General features: G+C 71.6%; 17 protein-coding genes. 10 read left to right on the top strand and 7 right to left on the bottom strand.

Annotated features, from left to right (window positions below; genetic code table 11):
• The first annotated feature begins 8 nt into the window (after window positions 1–8).
• The 6 genes from IF20_RS01900 to IF20_RS01875 all read left to right on the top strand — a co-directional run bounded on the left by IF20_RS01900 (window position 9) and on the right by IF20_RS01875 (window position 5,313).
• Window positions 9–1,058, top strand: coding sequence for an ABC transporter permease (locus IF20_RS01900; RefSeq protein WP_199896447.1), 1,050 nt, complete (start codon window positions 9–11; stop codon window positions 1,056–1,058).
• 10 nt (window positions 1,059–1,068) lie between these two features.
• Entirely contained in the window at window positions 1,069–1,920 is an 852-nt protein-coding gene (locus tag IF20_RS01895; RefSeq protein ID WP_052863110.1) for an ABC transporter permease, read from the top strand.
• The gene (locus IF20_RS01890; RefSeq protein WP_052863109.1) at window positions 1,917–2,780 is read left to right on the top strand and encodes an ATP-binding cassette domain-containing protein; all 864 of its coding nucleotides are present in this window, start codon (window positions 1,917–1,919) and stop codon (window positions 2,778–2,780) included. Before IF20_RS01895 ends, IF20_RS01890 begins: the two co-directional genes overlap by 4 nt.
• A 60-nt stretch (window positions 2,781–2,840) precedes the next feature.
• Window positions 2,841–3,656: an ABC transporter ATP-binding protein gene (locus IF20_RS01885; protein ID WP_052863108.1), complete on the top strand. Its 816-nt coding sequence runs from the start codon at window positions 2,841–2,843 to the stop codon at window positions 3,654–3,656.
• A gap of 100 nt (window positions 3,657–3,756) precedes the next feature.
• Complete coding sequence (locus IF20_RS01880; protein WP_052863107.1) at window positions 3,757–4,905, top strand: NAD(P)/FAD-dependent oxidoreductase; 1,149 nt, start codon at window positions 3,757–3,759, stop codon at window positions 4,903–4,905.
• Between the two features lie 66 nt (window positions 4,906–4,971).
• On the top strand, window positions 4,972–5,313 hold the full coding sequence (locus IF20_RS01875; protein WP_052863106.1) for a hypothetical protein: 342 nt from the start codon (window positions 4,972–4,974) through the stop codon (window positions 5,311–5,313).
• A gap of 296 nt (window positions 5,314–5,609) precedes the next feature.
• On the opposite strand, the gene IF20_RS01870 is transcribed toward IF20_RS01875, so the two are convergent.
• Window positions 5,610–6,059, bottom strand: coding sequence for a MarR family winged helix-turn-helix transcriptional regulator (locus IF20_RS01870; RefSeq protein WP_052863105.1), 450 nt, complete (start codon window positions 6,057–6,059; stop codon window positions 5,610–5,612).
• 332 nt (window positions 6,060–6,391) lie between these two features.
• Here IF20_RS01870 and IF20_RS01865 point away from each other — a divergent pair, with 332 nt between their 5' ends.
• From IF20_RS01865 to IF20_RS01850, 4 genes are all read left to right on the top strand, one after another.
• Window positions 6,392–7,153: a DeoR/GlpR family DNA-binding transcription regulator gene (locus tag IF20_RS01865; protein WP_052863104.1), complete on the top strand. Its 762-nt coding sequence runs from the start codon at window positions 6,392–6,394 to the stop codon at window positions 7,151–7,153.
• 103 nt (window positions 7,154–7,256) lie between these two features.
• Window positions 7,257–8,621, top strand: coding sequence for an ABC transporter substrate-binding protein (locus IF20_RS01860; protein ID WP_052863103.1), 1,365 nt, complete (start codon window positions 7,257–7,259; stop codon window positions 8,619–8,621).
• Complete coding sequence (locus IF20_RS01855) at window positions 8,618–9,580, top strand: carbohydrate ABC transporter permease (RefSeq protein ID WP_052863102.1); 963 nt, start codon at window positions 8,618–8,620, stop codon at window positions 9,578–9,580. The genes IF20_RS01860 and IF20_RS01855 overlap by 4 nt, the downstream gene beginning before the upstream one ends.
• Window positions 9,577–10,464, top strand: a complete 888-nt coding sequence (locus IF20_RS01850) for a carbohydrate ABC transporter permease (protein WP_110943704.1) — start codon at window positions 9,577–9,579, stop codon at window positions 10,462–10,464. The genes IF20_RS01855 and IF20_RS01850 overlap by 4 nt, the downstream gene beginning before the upstream one ends.
• Window positions 10,465–10,530: 66 nt before the next feature.
• Here the strand turns inward: IF20_RS01850 and IF20_RS01845 are convergent, their stop codons facing one another.
• The 6 genes from IF20_RS01845 to IF20_RS01820 all read right to left on the bottom strand — a co-directional run bounded on the left by IF20_RS01845 (window position 10,531) and on the right by IF20_RS01820 (window position 16,742).
• On the bottom strand, window positions 10,531–11,046 hold the full coding sequence (locus IF20_RS01845; protein ID WP_052863101.1) for a lytic polysaccharide monooxygenase auxiliary activity family 9 protein: 516 nt from the start codon (window positions 11,044–11,046) through the stop codon (window positions 10,531–10,533).
• Window positions 11,047–11,211: 165 nt separating this feature from the next.
• Window positions 11,212–12,093 (bottom strand): Gfo/Idh/MocA family protein, encoded by an 882-nt coding sequence (locus tag IF20_RS01840; RefSeq protein WP_052863100.1) that lies wholly within the window; start codon window positions 12,091–12,093, stop codon window positions 11,212–11,214.
• 75 nt (window positions 12,094–12,168) lie between these two features.
• A complete protein-coding gene (locus tag IF20_RS01835; RefSeq protein ID WP_052863099.1) occupies window positions 12,169–13,374 on the bottom strand; it encodes an ROK family transcriptional regulator in 1,206 nt (401 codons plus the stop codon).
• A 16-nt stretch (window positions 13,375–13,390) separates the two neighbouring features.
• Window positions 13,391–14,257 carry a carbohydrate ABC transporter permease gene (locus IF20_RS01830; protein WP_052863473.1) on the bottom strand — a complete coding sequence of 289 codons (867 nt, stop codon included), beginning with the start codon at window positions 14,255–14,257 and terminating at the stop codon, window positions 13,391–13,393.
• An 80-nt stretch (window positions 14,258–14,337) separates the two neighbouring features.
• Complete coding sequence (locus IF20_RS01825) at window positions 14,338–15,273, bottom strand: carbohydrate ABC transporter permease (RefSeq protein WP_052863472.1); 936 nt, start codon at window positions 15,271–15,273, stop codon at window positions 14,338–14,340.
• A gap of 53 nt (window positions 15,274–15,326) precedes the next feature.
• Window positions 15,327–16,742, bottom strand: coding sequence for an ABC transporter substrate-binding protein (locus IF20_RS01820; RefSeq protein WP_052863098.1), 1,416 nt, complete (start codon window positions 16,740–16,742; stop codon window positions 15,327–15,329).
• Window positions 16,743–16,784: the final 42 nt, after the last annotated feature.

Raw genomic sequence — 16,784 nt, 5'->3', positions numbered from 1 at the left:
GGGTGGACATGAAGCGCACCCGGAACGGGCGCGGCATGCCGATGCTCCACTACGCGGCCCGCCGTTCGGTGCTCGCGGTCCTGGTCGCCGCCGGAGTGGTGGTGCTGACGTACCTGATCGCCTGGGTGGTACCCAGCGACCCGGCCGGGGTCTGGGCGGGGCCGCGGGCCTCGGCCGCCGAACGGGCGCGGGTCAGAGCTCAGTTGGGGGTGGACCGGCCGGTCGCCGAACAGATCGTCCGCTACGTGGCCGGGGTGCTGCGCGGCGACTGGGGCCTGTCGGTACGCACCCACCGCCCCGTCCTCACCGATCTGCTCACGCTGCTGCCCAACACCTTGCAGATGGTGCTCGCCGGCCTGGCCATCGGGGTGGTCGTGGGCATCCCCGCGGGGCTGGCCGCCGTACGGTGGCACGGCAGGGCCCCCGATGTGCTGGTGCGGACCGGCGCGCTGCTCAGTGCCTCGATCCCAACGTTCTGGCTGGCCCTCCTGTTGCAGACGCTCTTCGCGAGCCGGCTCGGCCTGCTGCCCATCGCCGGCAGCCACGACCGCGCGGTGCTCGCCGCGCACCCGGTGACCACCGTCACCGGCCTGCCCCTGCTCGACGCCGTACTCACCGGCAACGGGGCGGCGGCCGCCGACCTCTTCGACCACCTGCTCCTGCCGGCGCTCGTCGTGGCCTCCTATCCGGCGGCCGTCATCGCCCGCATGGTGCGCGCGAGCCTTCTGGACGCGGTCGGCGAGCCCCACATCCAGATGGTGCGCTCCCTCGGTTTCCCCGAGCGCGCCGTCCTCGGCCGCTTCGCCCTGCGGCTCGCCTGGAACCCGGTACTGCAGCTCCTCGCGCTGATCTTCGGGTACTCGTTGGTGAGCACGTTCCTCGTGGAGGCGGTGTTCGACTATCCGGGGCTCGGCCGGTACGCGGCCGACGCGGTGAGCAGCCTCGACGTCCCTGCCGTCGTCGGCGTGACCCTCCTGGTCGCGTTGCTGTACCTCGCCGCGAACCTGGCCGTCGACCTGGCACAGGCGGCCCTCGACCCGCGCGTCACCCTGCGGTGAGGGGGTGGCGATGGCAGCCGGTTCCGGTCCCCGACGCGGTCGGACGGTGTTGATCCTGGTCACGGCCGGTGTGCTGCTGGTCTTGGTCGTCGCACTGCTCGCACCGGTGCTGGCGCCGTACCCGGCGGACGCGACCGGTACCACGGACACCGCCCGGATCCTGCGCCCGCCCTCCTCGACCCACTGGTTCGGCACCGACGAACTGGGCCGTGACGTCTTCTCCCGGGTGCTCTACGGCGCTCGCGTCGGCCCGCTCGTCGCGGTGGTCGTGGTGGCGGTCTCACTGCTGCTCGGTACCACGGTAGGGCTGGTGGCCGGCTACTTCGGCGGCTGGATCGACGAGGTCTTCATGCGCGTCACCGATGTCTTCCTGGCCGTACCCGCCCTGTTGCTGGCACTGGCCCTGGCCACGGTTCTGGCACCCGGGCCCACGGGGCTGACCGTCGCGCTCACCGTGACCTGGTGGCCGTGGTACGCCCGGCTGGTACGCGGCGAGACCGCGTCGGTGACCGGCCGCCCGTACACCGAGGCGTGCCGGGCCCTCGGCCTCGGCCACCGCCGCACGCTGATCCGCCACGTCCTGCCCAACGCCTCGACCCCCTTGCTGGTCCAGGCATCGACCGACGTCGGCGGGGTGCTGCTCGCCACCTCCGCACTCTCCTTCCTCGGCCTGGGCCCGCAGCCACCGACCCCCGACTGGGGCCTGATGGTGGAGCAGTCGCAGAACTACTTCACCACGCAATGGTGGCTCGGCACCTTCCCCGGCCTGGCCATCATGGTGGTCGCGGCGCTGTTCTTCCTGCTCGGCGACGTGCTGCGGGACCGCCTCGACCCGCGGTACACCCCACGGGTCCGGCCATGAACCGCACACCCCTCCTGGAGCTGCACGACGTTCGGGTCGCTTTCGGCCCCGAGCCGCCGGAGCCGGTGCTGCACATCGACGAACTGGTGCTGCACGAGGGCGAGTTCCTGGGAATCGCGGGGGAGAGCGGTGCGGGCAAGACGACGACGGGACTGACCGTCCTGGGCCTGACCCGGCACGCGGGCGCCCGCGTCTCCGGCAGCGTCCGGCTGGCCGGCGAGGAGTTGCTGTCGGCGCCGGAACGGCGGCTGCGGCGGTTGCGCGGCTCCACGATGACGCTCATCCCGCAGAACCCGGCGGCCGCCTTCAACCCGGTCCTGCCGGTGGGCACGACGGTGCTGCGCACGCTGCGGCTGCACGGCTGCACCCGCGCCGAGGCCCGGGCCCGCGCCGCCGCCGGGCTGGAAAGAGTGGGACTGCCCACCGGGTACCTCGCCCGCTACCCGCACCAACTCTCCGGCGGGCAGCTCCAACGCGTGGCCATCGCCCTGGCGTCGGCCCTCAGAGCGCGGCTGCTCATCGCCGACGAGCCGACCAGCGCGCTGGACGTGATGGCCCAGGCGCAGATCTGCACGCTGCTGACGGAACTCCGTAGGGCGCACGGTACGGCCCTGTTGTTCATCAGCCACCATCTCGCGCTGCTGGCCGGGCTGTGCGACCGGATCGCGGTACTGCACCGGGGCCGGGTGATCGAGGACCGGCCGGCCGCCGACCTGGTCGCCGCGCCCCGGGCCGACCGCACCGGACAACTGCTGGCAGCGGCCCCGCGGCTGGGCGGAGCGCCCGGAGCCCCCGGACCGAGGACCGCGAACGAGAAGAACGGCAAAGGACGCAACGACGGGCGCGGTGGGACGCGATGACGGGCGCGGGGAGACGCAACGACGGGCGCGGTGAGCCCCACGACAGGCACGGTGGACTCAATGACGGGCGCGGGGAAGGGACGGCCGGTGGTGCTTGAGGCGCGCGAGCTGACGGTGGTGTACGGCGGTACGGCCGTGGTGGACGGGGTGAGCCTCACGTTGCCCGAGGGGCCGTTCGGCCTGGGGCTGATCGGCGAGAGTGGTTCGGGCAAGTCGACGGTGGCCCGCTGCCTGCTGGGCCTGGTGACGCCGACGCACGGCACGGTGCGTTTCCGCGGCGCCGACATCAGCGGGCTGCGGCGGTCGCGCCCGTACCGGCGTGCCGTGCAGATCGTCGTGCAGGACACCGAGGGCGCCCTCGACCCGCGGATGCGCGTGGGCACGGCGATCACCGAAGTGCTGCGGGCCCACCGGATGGTGCCGCGCGCCGCCGAGGCCGGGCGCGTCACCGAGCTGCTGGCCGACGTGGGCCTGGCCGCCGAGCACGCGGCCCGCTTCCCGCACCAGCTCTCCGGCGGCCAGCGCCAGCGGGCGGCGATCGCCCGCGCGCTGGCCGTCCGGCCGCTCTTCCTGGTCCTCGACGAACCCACCAGCGCGCTGGACACGACCGTCCAGGCCCGCATCCTCGACCTCCTCCGCGGGCTGCGCACCGAACACCGGCTCTCCTGCCTGCTGATCTCGCACGACCTCGCGGTGGTGGAACAACTCTGCCCGCACGTGATCGTGCTGCACCGTGGACGGGTGGTGGAGGAGGGCGACCTCGCCGACGTGCTCCACCACCCCCGGCACCCGGCCACCCGTGCCCTGCGCGATGCCGTACCGCGCCTCACTCCCGCAACGCCGCACCGCGCCTCACTCCCGCGACACCCCCCGTGACTTGACGCGCCGCACGCAGACTGAGAACGTTCTCACCATCTGATTGGGAACGTTCTCAATCCTGCTGGGGAAGCACGAAGGAAGGGCAAGGTGGTGGCACATGTCCGCAGGTACCGGAGAGGCACCGGCCAAGCGTGTCGTCGTGGTGGGCGGCGGCATCATCGGCGTTTCCACCGCGGCACACCTTCAGCGTGACGGCGCGTCAGTGGTGCTGGTGACCGAGGACGGGCTCGCCGGCGGGGCGTCCGGCCGCTCGCTGTCCTGGCTGAACTCGGCGGGCGCCCGATCCGACGCGTACCACGCCCTGCGCGTGGCCGGCATCGACCGGTACCGCACCCTGTTCGCGGCCGACCCGAGCCGCGAGTGGCTCCGCTTCGACGGCGGGGTGTACTGGGCACGCGCCGGACAGCGGGCGAAGGCCGAGGACCGCCACCGCCACGAGGTGGCGCACGGCTACGACTCGCGGCTCGTCGCGCCCTCCGCCCTCCCCGAGCACGCCCCGGGCGTCGACCCGGCCGCGGTGCCGGAGGTCGCGGTCGTCAATCGCGGTGAGGGCTGGGTGTCGCTGCCGGAGCTGATCGCCTACCTGGCGGACGAGTTCACCCGGCGCGGTGGAGAACTGGTCACCCACGCCGGCAAGGCCGCCGTCGTGGTCGAGGACGGTGCGGCGCGGGGCGTGACGACGGCCGAGGGGCGCCGATTCGACGCGGACGCGGTGGTCGTCGCGTGCGGTGCGGCCACGCCCGCGGTCGTGGCCGACCTCGGGGTGACCATCGCCGACGGTTCGCCGCTGTCGATGCTGGTCGTCACCGAACCGGTGGACGCCGAGGTCACCACCGTGCTCAACACCCCGCGCGTAGCGGTGCGTCCGCACCCCGGCGGTGCGTACGCCCTGGACCACTCCTGGTACGAGTCGCAGATCACCGAGGCCCCGGACGGCGGCTGCACGATCGACGAAGCGGTGGTGAAGGAGCTGACCGCGGAGGCGTCGGCGCTCTTCGCCGGCGACGTCACGCTGACCCCGGCCTCCTGGAAACTCGGCCGCAAGCCCATTCCCGGCGACGGCGAACCGGTCTTCGGGGAGTTGGCGCACGTCCCCGGGTGTTTCGTGGGCTTCACCCACTCCGGTGCCACACTCGGCCTGATCGCCGGCGAGTTGCTGTCCTACGAAATCCTCACCGGGGCCGAGCACCCGATGCTGGCACCGTTCCGCCCGGAGCGCTTCGAGACGCCCCACCGCACGCCCTGAGGCGGTCCGAGCCGCACGCCCTGAGATGACCCGAGCCGCACGCCCTAAGGTGATCCGACGCCTCTCATCGAAGTCACCTACGCGCCGCACGTCCCCGAAGCGACCCTCCGCGACCTCGCCGCGGTGCTGCCGCATCTCGTCTCCCAGGCGGTGGAGTGTCCGGAGGAGCCGTACGACGGCGACCTGCAGCCGGGCGATGTGGAGATCCGGTTCCGGAGGCTGGGGCCGCTGGACCGCAGCGGGCTGGACGTCGTGGTGGAAGTGCGGTCGAAGTGGTTCGAGAGCAGGGCCGCCGACCGTCAGGAGCGTACGGACCGGCTGCACGCGGCGCTCGCCTCCGCGACCGGACTCCGTGAGTTCGGCGTCTACCTCTCGCTCCCGGTGGCTGCTTGGTCGCAGGGGGACTGACGGACCCGCAACGCGAAGCCCCGGCAGGACGGCGTTGCCCAGGCCCCAGCCGGCGCGGAAGCCCACGATGCCGTTGATGGAGCCGGTGGCACCGGCCAGGGCAGGCAGGATGGGGTCCACGAGGCCGATGCCCATGGACGAGATCACGCAGGCGAACGCCACGGCCCAGACGGCCTTGGGCTACCTGAACGGACTCGCGGCCGTTCCGTTCGGTGCACTCAATGCGCTTCACTCCCGTGGAAAGGTGAGGGGAGGGGACAGGTGCTCGGGCGGGTCAGGAGGCGGTCCGGAGTGGTTCAGCAGCGGGACTGACGCTCCTGGATGGCGCGGGCCAGGGCGGGCAGCGCGACCTTGACCGCCTGCTGCTCGGGCTCGCTCAACTCCTCGACGAGCAGCTGGAGCGCGTGCGTGCGCTCCGCGCGCCGCTGACGGAAGATCTCCAGGCCGGTGTCGGTGGCCTCCACCAGCACCCCCCGGCCGTCACTGCTGTCGGCGACGCGCCGTACGAGGCCGGCCCGCTCCATCCGCGTGACGACCTGGGTCATGTTCGGCTGGGAAACGCCTTCGGCCCGGGCCAGTTCGGTGAGCCGGTACGGCCCCTCGCGCCCGAGCCGCCCGAGCGCGGACGACGCCGCCGTGCTCAGCCCGCCGGCATTGGCGCTCTGCCGCACATGCCGCACCAGCCGCTCGACGGCGTCCATCAGTTCCTCGGCCGACACGTCGATGTCCATAACCCGCTTATGCATAACCTCATTATGTATCTACATGTACCGTGAAACAAGGCTGCTGCGCGACCCTCTCGGCCGTCCACCGCCCGTTCGGGCAAGCCCCGGCGGATGACCGGTTCCGGGGCGGTGGCGCCCGTGGGAGCGGGCGGGAAACGGGCAGGGGAAGAGGGGGAAACGGGCAAGGGGTGGCGCCGGGGAGCGGGCTGACGTGGTGGCTTGCGGGTGGCGGTGTGGGGAAAACGGGCACGGGATCGGCTGTGGGGAGGCTGGTCAGCGCACGAGGTGCTTGTTTGAATCACACCCACTTGCCCGAACGGGCAGCGTGTCGACCCGGACGCAGGAGGAGTGTGATGGACGCCGCGGGACGCCGCAGGGGCATGCTGGAGCTGGTCCGGCGTACGGGCTCCGTCGACGTCGTCCGACTGGCCGAGGAGTTCGAGGTCTCGAAGGAGACGGTGCGCCGGGACCTGAACATGCTGGAGGACCAGGGACTCGTACGCCGTACGCACGGCGGTGTGTACCCCGTGGAGAGCGCGGGTTTCGAGACCACGCTGGCCTTCCGTGCGACACAGCAGGTGCCGGAGAAGTCGCGTATCGCCGCTGCCGCGGCGGAGCTTCTCGGGGACGCCGAGACGGTGTTCGTGGACGAGGGGTTCACTCCGCAGCTCATCGCCGAGGCACTGCCGTACGACCGGCAGCTGACCGTGGTGACGGCCTCGCTCGCGGTGGTGAGCGCCCTCGCGAACCGGCCCAAGACCGCGGTCCTGCTGCTGGGCGGCCGGGTACGCAACGGCACGATGGCCACCGTCGACCACTGGGCCGTCCGCATGCTCTCCGACTTCGTCATCGACCTCGCGTTCATCGGTGCCAACGGCATCTCTCGCGCCCACGGCCTCACCACGCCCGACCCGGTCGTCGGTGCGGTCAAGGAGCAGGCGATGCGGTCGGCCCGGCGGCACGTCTTCGCCGGCGTGCACACCAAGTTCGGCACCGCGAGCTTCTGCCGGTTCGCGGACGTGGCCGCCCTGGAAGCGATCGTCACGGGCAGCGGTCTGCCGGCCGCGGAGGCCCACCGCTACCAGCTCCTGGGGCCCAAGGTCATCCGTGTGTGAGGCCCCTGCCCGCCACCGGCCCGGTCGGCGTCCCGTCTGCGCCTTACCGCATGCCTGGCGTCCCCCGCCCTTCGTCCCCCGTCCCCGAGTTCCTGGAGCCACCATGCGCAGTCAGACCCGCCGGAGGATCTGCGCGACCATAGCGGCCGCCACCGCGAGCGCGCTGCTCGCCGGATGCGCGGGAGCCGGCGGCGCCGGCGCCGACAGCGACGCCGTGAACGTCCTCATGGTGAACAACCCGCAGATGATGGATCTGCAGAAGCTGACCGCCAAGTACTTCACCAAGAAGACCGGCATCAAGGTCAACTTCACCGTGCTGCCCGAGAACGACGTCCGCGACAAGCTGAGCCAGGACTTCGCCAACCAGGCAGGACAGTACGACGTCGCCACCCTCAGCAACTACGAGACCCCGATCTACGCCCGCAACGGCTGGCTGCGGAACCTCGACGCCTACGCCGAGCGCGACAAGGCCTTCGACCGCGCCGACCTCCTTCCTTCGGTACGCGAGTCCCTCAGCGGCGCCGACGGCAAGATGTACGCCGAGCCCTTCTACGGGGAGTCGTCCTTCCTGATGTACCGCAAGGACGTCTTCGCGGCGAAGGGGCTGACGATGCCCGACCACCCCACCTGGCACCAGGTGGCGGGCCTCGCGGCGAAGGTGGACGGTGCGCAGAAGGGCATGCGTGGTATCTGCCTGCGCGGTCTGCCCGGCTGGGGCGAGCTGATCGCGCCCCTCACCTCGGTGGTGAACACCTTCGGCGGCACGTGGTTCGACGACAAGTGGCGGGCGAAGCTGACCGACCCAGGCTTCAGCAATGCGACGAAGACGTACGTCGACCTCGTACGGAAACACGGTACGGCGGGTGCCGCGCAGTCCGGTTATGCGGAGTGTCTGAACAACATGACGCAAGGAAAGAGCGCCATGTGGTACGACGCGACGGCCGGGGCGGGCTCGCTGGAGGCCAAGGGGTCGCCGGTCAAGGGCAAGGTCGGCTATGTGGCCGCGCCGGTGGAGAAGACGAAGTCCGCCGGCTGGCTCTACTCCTGGGCCTGGGGCCTGCAGAAGGCGTCCAAGAAGCCCGACAAGGCCTGGAAGTTCATCTCCTGGGCGTCCAGCAAGGAGTACGAGCAGCTGGTCGGCAAGGAGTACGGCTGGGCCAACGTGCCGGCCGGCAAGCGCGCCTCCACCTACCGCAACCCCGCGTACAAGAAGGAGGCCGGGGCCTTCAGCGAGGTCGCCCGCAAGGCGATCGTCGAGGCCGACCCGCGCGATCCCGGTGTGCAGAAGCGCCCCGCACCCGGCATCCAGTTCGTCGGCATCCCGGAATTCCCCGACCTGGGCACCAAGGTCTCCCAGGAAATCAGCGCGGCCATCGCCGGGCGCCGGTCGACCGACGAGGCACTGCGCCGCTCGCAGGAGCTGGCCGCCGTCGTCGCCAAGGACTACGAGGGGCGGGACACCCAGTGAGCACCGTTGCGAGCACCACCACCCCGGCACGGGGAAGCGGCACCACCAAGGCGTCGGGCCGTCCCGGCGGCCCGTCCGACCGGCTGCGTGCCTGGGCGGCCCGCGGTCCGCTGCTGCCCGCGCTGGTGTTCCTGATCCTGGTCACCCAGCTGCCCTTCGTGGCCACGCTGGTGATCTCCCTCTTCAAGTGGAACGCCTACTACCCCAAGGAACGCAGCTTCACCTGGTTCGCCAACTACCAGGAGGTGCTGAGCGAACCGGCGCTGCGTGACTCGGTCCTCACCACCGTCCTGCTGACCGTGACCGTGGTGCTGGTCAGCCTCGCGCTCGGCCTCGGCCTCGCCCTGCTGCTGGACCGCTCCTTCGCCGGGCGCGGCATCGTCCGTACGATGCTCATCGCGCCGTTCCTGGTGGTGCCCATCGCCGCGGCGCTGCTGTGGAAGCACGTCCTCTTCAACCCCGAGTACGGACTCTTCAACGGCCTGCTCCACTGGGTCTTCGGGGACGGGGCAACGCAGCCCGACTGGATCGCGGAGATGCCGCTCGGCGCGGTCGAGGCGGCGCTGGTGTGGCAGTGGACCCCGTTCATGATGCTGATCCTGCTGGCGGGGCTGCAGAGCCGGCCCGCCGACGCCATCGAGGCCGCCCGCATCGACGGCGCGGGCGCCTGGCAGATCTTCCGCTACCTCACCCTGCCGCACCTACGCCGCTACCTGGAACTGGGTGCGCTGCTGGGCTCGGTGTACGTCGTGCAGAACTTCGACGCCGTCTACACCATCACCTCCGGTGGCCTGGGCACCGCCAACCTGCCGTACACCATCTACCAGACCTTCTACCAGGGGCACGAGTACGGGCGGGCCTCCGCCGCCGGCGTGCTGGTGGTCATCGGCTCCCTGATCATCGCCACCTTCGCCCTCCGGGTCGTCTCGTCCCTGTTCCGTGAGGAGTCCGCCGCATGAGCGCCAGCGCCCCCACCACCGGTGCACGCCGCACGGGCGCCCCGGCCGCCCGCGCCCGCAGCCCCCGTACCGCCAACACACTCCTCGGCCTGCTCGCCTGGGCCTGCGCGATCGCGTTCTTCCTGCCGATCGCCTGGATGGCACTGACCTCGTTCCACTCCGAGACGGACGCGGCCACCAACCCGCCGTCGCTGGGTGCACCGCTCACCCTGGACGGCTACCGCGAGTTCTTCGGCGTGGGCGGGGGCGCGAGCCCCTGGCCGCCGCTGGCCAACTCCGTGACGGCGAGCGTGGTGTCGACCCTCCTGGTGCTGCTGCTGGCGCTGCCGGCGGCGTACGCGCTGTCCATCCGGCCGGTGCGCAAGTGGACCGATGTGTTGTTCTTCTTCCTGTCGACGAAGATGCTGCCGGTCGTCGCCGGCCTGCTGCCGATCTACCTCTTCGCCGAGCAGACCGGCCTGCTGGACAACGTGTGGCTGCTGGTCATCCTGTACGCGTCGATGAATCTGCCGATCGCGGTGTGGATGATGCAGTCCTTCCTGCGGGAGGTGCCGGTCGCGCTGATCGAGGCGGCCAAGGTCGACGGCGCCCGGCTTCCCACGATCATGGCCCGTGTCGTCGCGCCCGTCGCCGCGCCCGGCATCGCGGCCACCGCGCTGATCTGCTTCATCTTCAGCTGGAACGAGCTGCTGTTCGCGCGGGTGCTGACCGGTGTGGTCGCCGAGACCGCGCCGGTCTTCCTGACCGGCTTCATCACCAGCCAGGGCCTCTTCCTGGCCAAGGTGTGCGCCGCGTCGCTGGTCATCTCGCTGCCGGTGCTCGCCGCCGGCTTCGCGGCGCAGGACAAGCTGGTGCAGGGGCTGTCGCTCGGTGCGGTGAAGTAGCGGCCGGGGACGCGTACGGCGGAGGCCGCCCGGCAGCGTGCGCCGGGCGGCCTCCGCGTGCGGGGATCAGCGGATGTTCACGTCGATGCAGGCGTAGAAGGCGTTGGCGGTGTCGGCGATGTTCCACACCGCGAGCACCTTGTGCCGTCCGGTGGCGCTGCCGAGGTTGACCTGGTGCGAGACCGTCTCGGGCGGCTGCTGGCCGTTGCCGTTGATGGTGGCGACCTTGGTGCCGTCGACGAAGTACTCGTAGTTCGAGGTGCGGTGCCGGGCGGTGAATTTCCAGGTGAAGGTCGTGGTGCGGCTGACGTCGCTGACCTTCCAGCCCTTGTTGTCGTCGTCCAGCTCGGCGAATCTGGAGTTTCCTCCGCTGCAGCTCCGCAGGCCCTTGGGGCCCTCGACGCTCTGCGGTTCCCATGTGATGGCGCCGCACGACACCGTGCCCCTGGCGCACTGCTCCTGGCGGCTGGCCGGGGCGTTGACCCAGCCGTGCGCGGACGCCGAGCCGGTCGGCAGGGTCAGGGCGAGGACGGGTGCCATTGCCGCACCGATGGTGGCGGCCAACTTCCGCTTGCTGTCCATGCGTTCTCCTTCAGGGGGGTGGTGCATGGGATGGGGGCTTGCGTGAAGTTCTCCGGCGGGTGAGGGGGTGCGAGAGCCGGATTAGTCTAGACCATAGCGCTTGACGGGGGTCCGTCAAGCGCGCCCGTCCGGCGTCCTTGCGACCACGGCACGACCGCGGAACGACTACGGCAGTGCCTGCTCCAGAAGCTCCTGGAGGCGGAGTCCGCGGCGGACGTCGGTGTCGGAGCTGCGGCCGGTGCGCACCGCCGTGGCGAACTCCCGGCGCAGGACCGGCCAGCACTCCTCGTGGTCGATCTCGGCGGTGTCGTACGTCAACTCGCCGGCAGGGCCGAAGAGTTCGAGTCGGGTACGGGCCTGGGGAAGCCGTACGGTCCCGGACAGCGAGGCCTGGCTCACGGCGCCGTTCTCGTGCTCGCAGGTCAACTCGATCCAGTGCCGCGGGTCCCCGGTCCCGCGCACGGAGACCACCGGCCCGACCGCGAGGTCCAGCAGGTCGAGCAGGTGCGGTCCGAGGTCGAGCAGTGCGCCGTGCTCCAGCCGCCAGGAGGTGGCGAAGTCGCCGCCGAGGAAGGCGCCGTGCAGGTAGCAGGAGCGGGCGCCGGTGGCCTCGAAGGTCCGCGCCTCGGCCAGGAAGGCGCGGGTGGCGGGGTGGTACCGCTTGGACAGCACCAGCTGCGTCACCACGCCGCTCTCCTCGACCGCCTCGGCGACGGCACGCGCCAAGGCCAGGTCCGGGCCGAGCGGCTTCTCCAGCAGCAGCGCCCTGCCGGCCCGGGCGGCGCGTACGGCCGCCTCCGCCTGCACGGCAGGCGGTACGGCGAAGGCCACGGCCTCGCACCGGTCGAGAAGGTCGTCGAACGAGGCGGCGACGGGCGCTCCGTAGGCGTCGGCGACCTCGGCCGCCGCCTCGGACCTGCGGGCCCAGACGCCCGCGAGCTCGGTCTCGGGCCCGGCGGCCAGCATTCGGGCATGCATGGTGCGGGCCCAGGGCCCGGCTCCGACGAGGCCGACCCGCACGGGGCGGCCGGTCCAGGACTCGGTCACGTGCAACTCCTTGCCGGGCAGTGGGGTTGGGGCTTCCGGAGAGGCGGCCCCGCAGTGGCCGGCGGGCGCCGGCGGTCAGGCGGTGAGCGCCGCGAGGCGGGCGTCCGCGCGGTCCGGGGCGTAGCGGTCCTCCACGACCATGGCCGCGGCGCCGAGCAGACCCGCCCGGTCGCCGAGCTGGGAGGTGACGACCTGGAGGTGGGCGGTGGTGCGGGGCATCGCGCGTTGGTACAGCAGCTCGCGCACGCCGGTGAGGAACGGGGTGCCCGCGAGGTCCCCGGCGATCACCAGCACCCCGGGGTTGAGCAGCGTCACGACGGTGACGAGCACCTCGCCGACCCGGCGCCCCGCCTCCCGGGAGAGGCGTACCGCGTCCGGCTGGCCGGCGGCCAGGTGGTCGCGCACGTCGGAGCCCGAGGCGGTCGGGACGCCGGCGGCGGCCAGCTGACCCGCGAGGGCCCGGCCGCTGGCGACCGCGGCGAGGCAGCCGTAGGAGCCGCACATGCACAGCGCGTCCGGGCAGTCGTGCAGCCGGATGTGGCCGATGTCGCCGGCGCCGCCGTCGATGCCCCGGTACATCCGGCCGCCGACGACGACTCCGGCGCCGATGCCCGTGGACACCTTGACCAGCAAGAAGGCCGAGCAGTCGGGGTGGCCGATGCGCTGCTCGGCGTAGGCCATCAGGTTGGCGTCGTTGTCGACCAGCACCGGCACGTCGCCGCCGGCCGCGCTGACGTGCTCCGCGTACGCCTGCCGCATCCGGTCCCGGATGGGGTAGCCGTCCCAGCCGGGCATGATCGGTGGCTGGATGACCAGGCCGGTGTCCCAGTCGACCGGGCCCGGCACCGACAGCCCGATACCGCAGACGGTCCCGGGGGCGGCCCCGGCCTGTTCCAGCAGTGTGGCGAACCACCGGCCGAGTCGGTCCAGCACCGTCTCCGGGCCGTCGCTGATCACCAGCTCGCCCGAGCGCTCGGCGAGCACCGTGCCCGCCAGGTCCAGCACGGCGGCCCGGGCGTGCCGGGTGCCGAGGTCGGCCGCGAGCACGACGGCGTGCCCCGCGTCGAACTCCAACCGCGCCGACGGCCGCCCGCCCGTGGACCCCTCGACCGGCTCGGCCGCGCCCTCGCGCAGCCAGCCGGCGGCGAACAGTTGGTCCAGCCGGTGGCCCACCGTCGAACGGGACAGCCCGGTGGCACGCTGCAGCGCGCCGCGCGTGGTGGCGGTCCCCTCGCGGATGAGGCGCAGCAGGTGGCCCGCGCTGGCCTGGTTGGCGTTCATTCCCTCGTTCCCCGCTTCAGCTCTTGTCGGCGCCGCTGGTCAGCCCCTCCGTCAGCAGGCGCTCCGCGGCGAAGAAGAGCAGCATGACGGGGACGGTCAGCACCACCGATCCTGCCATGAGCACCGTTTTGGATACTTCCACCCCGTTGGACAGCAGCTGGAGGCCGAGGGAGACGGTCCACTTGTCGGGCGCGGCGGCGAGGAAGAGGAGCGCGAAGAGGAACTCGTTCCAGGCGATCATGAAGATGTAGAGCCCGGTGGCCATCAGCGAGGGCAGCGCGAGGGGGAGCACCACCTTGCGTACGGTCTGCAGGCGGGAGCAGCCGTCCAGCGCGGCGGCCTCTTCGATGCCGTACGGGATGGTGGTGAAGTAGTTCTTCATCATGTAGATCGACACGGGCACGGTCTGCGCGATGTAGACGATGGCGAGGCCGACCAGGCTGCCCTGGAGGCCCAGCCGCGCGAACATCACGAATAGCGGCACGGCCAGCAGGGTCGCGGGGAAGAGGTAGACCGCGAGGAACAGGGCGCTGACCTGGCGCCCGCCGAAGAACCTCAGCCGGCTGACGGCGTACGCGCCCGGTATCGCCGCGAGCATGGTGAGGGCGACGGTGCCGAGCGAGACCAGTGCGGTGTTGCCGAGCATGCCGAGGAAGCCCTGGCCGCCCTCGGCGGTGGGGCGCAGCACTTCCTCGTACGTCGCGAGCGTGAAGTCCTTCGCCGAGACCCACAGCTGCCCGGGGTCCAGCAGGAGCGCGTCGATCGGCTTGACCGACAGCAGCAGCATGTAACCGAAGGGGACGAGGGTGATCAGCGCCAGGAACGCGATCACCAATCGGCGGGCCACCCCGAAGAACCGCTCCTCGAAGCGGGCCCGGCTCATCCGCGGGCGGGCCGTGGCGCGGGGAGCGGCGGTATCGCCTCGGGTCGGCGGGGCGGGACGGGTCGTCGTCGCGCTGTTCATCACGCCTCCTCCTGCGTCTTCTTGGCGAAGAACGCGAAGTACACGCCCAGCAGCGCCATGAGGAGCACGGCGAGGACCAGGGCCTGGGCGGCGGCGGCGCCCACGTCGAAGCGGGCGGTGAGGAAGTCGTACACCCGCACCGCCACCACGTCGGTGCCCGAGCCGCCGCCGGTGAGCAGATAGATGTCGTCGAACTTGTTGAACGTCATGATGAACCGCAGCACGCACAGCAGCGCGATCACCGGCATGAGCTCCGGCAGCAGCACGTAGCGGAACCGCTGGGTGGGCGCGGCGCCGTCCACCTTCGCGGCCTCCTCCAGCCCGTCGGGCACCGCCTGGAGGCGGGCGAGGAGGAAGAGGAAGGCGAAGGGGAAGTAACGCCAGGTCTCGAAGGCGATGACGGTGAGCAGCGCCAGCGGCACGTCGAAGTGCAGCCCGAGCAGGCTCACCTCGTAGGAGCGGGTGGACAGGAAGGCGATCGGGTCGTCCCAGCCCAGCAGCCTGGTGCCCCAGTCGTTGACGATGCCGAGCTGGGGGCTGAGCGCGATCTCCCAGACGAACGCGACGGCGACGACCGGCGCGACGTACGGCAGCAGCATCGAGGCGCGCAGGAGCCCGCGCCCGCGGAAGGGCTTGCGGAGGGCGAGCGCGGCGATCAGGCCGAGGAACACGGAGCCGGCGGTGGAGCCGACCGTGTAGAGCACGGTGGTCCACAGGCTGGACCAGAAGCCGGGGGAGCCGAAGACCTTGCCGAAGTTCTCCAGCGACCAGTTGCCCAGCAGGCTCATGCCCTGGATGTCGACGAGCCGGGCGTGCTGGAAGGCCAGCAGCACGGTCCACAGGATCGGCAGCACGACGACGACCAGCACCACGACGAAGGTGGGGGTGACGAAGGCGAGCCCGGCGCGGTTCTCGCGGGCCGCGGCGGACGCCACGTGGCGCGGGCGGTGGCCGGTGCGTGGCGCGGTGCGGGTTGTGGGGGCGGCGTTCACCGGAGCGACTCCTTGAGGGCGGTGACTTCCTCGTCGGCCTTGCGGGCCGCTTCCTGTGGCGGGGTCTGCCCGCTGACCATCTCGCCGAGCGCCTTGGGCACGGGGAGTTCGCCGTTGGTGGCGCCGACGAGGGCGCCCTCGCCCTGCGTGATGCCCCAGCGACGCATGCCGCTGATGCCGTCGGCGATGCGGTCGAGCAAGCGGTCCGAGTAGAGGGCGTCGAGGGGCTTGCGCACCTTTGCCTCGACGCCGAGCCGGCTGTGGTGCCAGGCGCGGGTGTACTTGTCCGGGTCGTCCGCGGTTCCCTCGCGGACCGGGATCTTGCCCTCGGGGGCCATTCCGAACCAGTCCTCGTAGCCGGCGCCCATCATGTACCTGATGAAGGCGCGGGAGGCGGCCCGCTCCGCGCTCTTGGTCACCGCCCACGACGTGACCTCGCCGAACTGCGCAGGGCGGGTCCCGTCGGGACCCTTGAGGCCGGTGACGATGCCGCTGTGGTCGGACAGGTACGACGGGTCCTTCCTGCACTCCGGGCAGCTGGGCGTGGCGTCGGCGCGCAGCCCCGTGAGCTCGTCGAGGAGGAACGAGGACCAGACGAGCATCGGGGAGCGGCCGGCGAAGTAGGTGGCGCGCGTGGTGTCGAGCGTCTGGGTGCCGGGGGCGCCGTGGTCGCGCGCCAGCGAGCGGTAGGTGGCGAAGGTGCGGCGGCATGCGGGGGAGTCGAGCGTCACCTCGCCTTTGTCGTCGACGAGTTGGCAGTCGTTGGCGAGGGCCAGGCTCTCGAAGCTCTGCTGGGTGAAGGCGTCACCGGGGTCGCTGGCGACGGATATGCCGGCCAGGTGCCCGCGATCCAGCTTCCGCGCCGCCTTGAGGAGCGCGCCGTAGCTGTCGGGTGCGGCCAGGCCGGCCTTCTCGAACAGGTCCTTGCGGTAGACCAGCAGCTGCAGCCAGGCGTCCGAGGGCACGGCGAGCGGCGTGCCGTGGTCGGAGGTCAGCCGCAGGGCGTTGGCGTTGAACGTGCCGGCGCCGAGGTCCTCGACGATGTCGCCGGCGAGCCGGGTGTCGAGCAGGCCGTTGCTGTACATCTGCCAGGTCTGGCCGAGGGGGAGTGCGGCGATGACGTCGGGGAGGTTGCCCGCTGCCGCTGCCGACATGATCAGTTGGGGCAACTGCCCCTCGTCCACGCCGACCAGGTTCACTGTGATGCCGGTCTGCTTCTCGAACCGCCCGACCACCTTGCGGGTGGCCGCCATCCGCGCGGGCAGGTTCTCCTGCGTCCACACCGTGATCTTCTTGTCCGGCGCCGCCCTGCCGTCCGCCTGCCCGCCCGAGCAACTCGTCAACAGGGCGGCGGCCAGTGTCACGGCGAGTCCTGCCGCGGTCGCCCTCGACCGTCGGGACCACATACGCATGCCACGTCCTCACAGCACTTCCGTTTATTTGCCCTGCATCCC

It is taken from the genome of Streptomyces niger, from assembly GCF_000718305.1.
Lineage (GTDB): Bacteria > Actinomycetota > Actinomycetes > Streptomycetales > Streptomycetaceae > Streptomyces > Streptomyces niger.
Note: the sequence above shows the minus strand (reverse complement) of the source record. Positions and strands in the feature narration are given on the sequence as shown.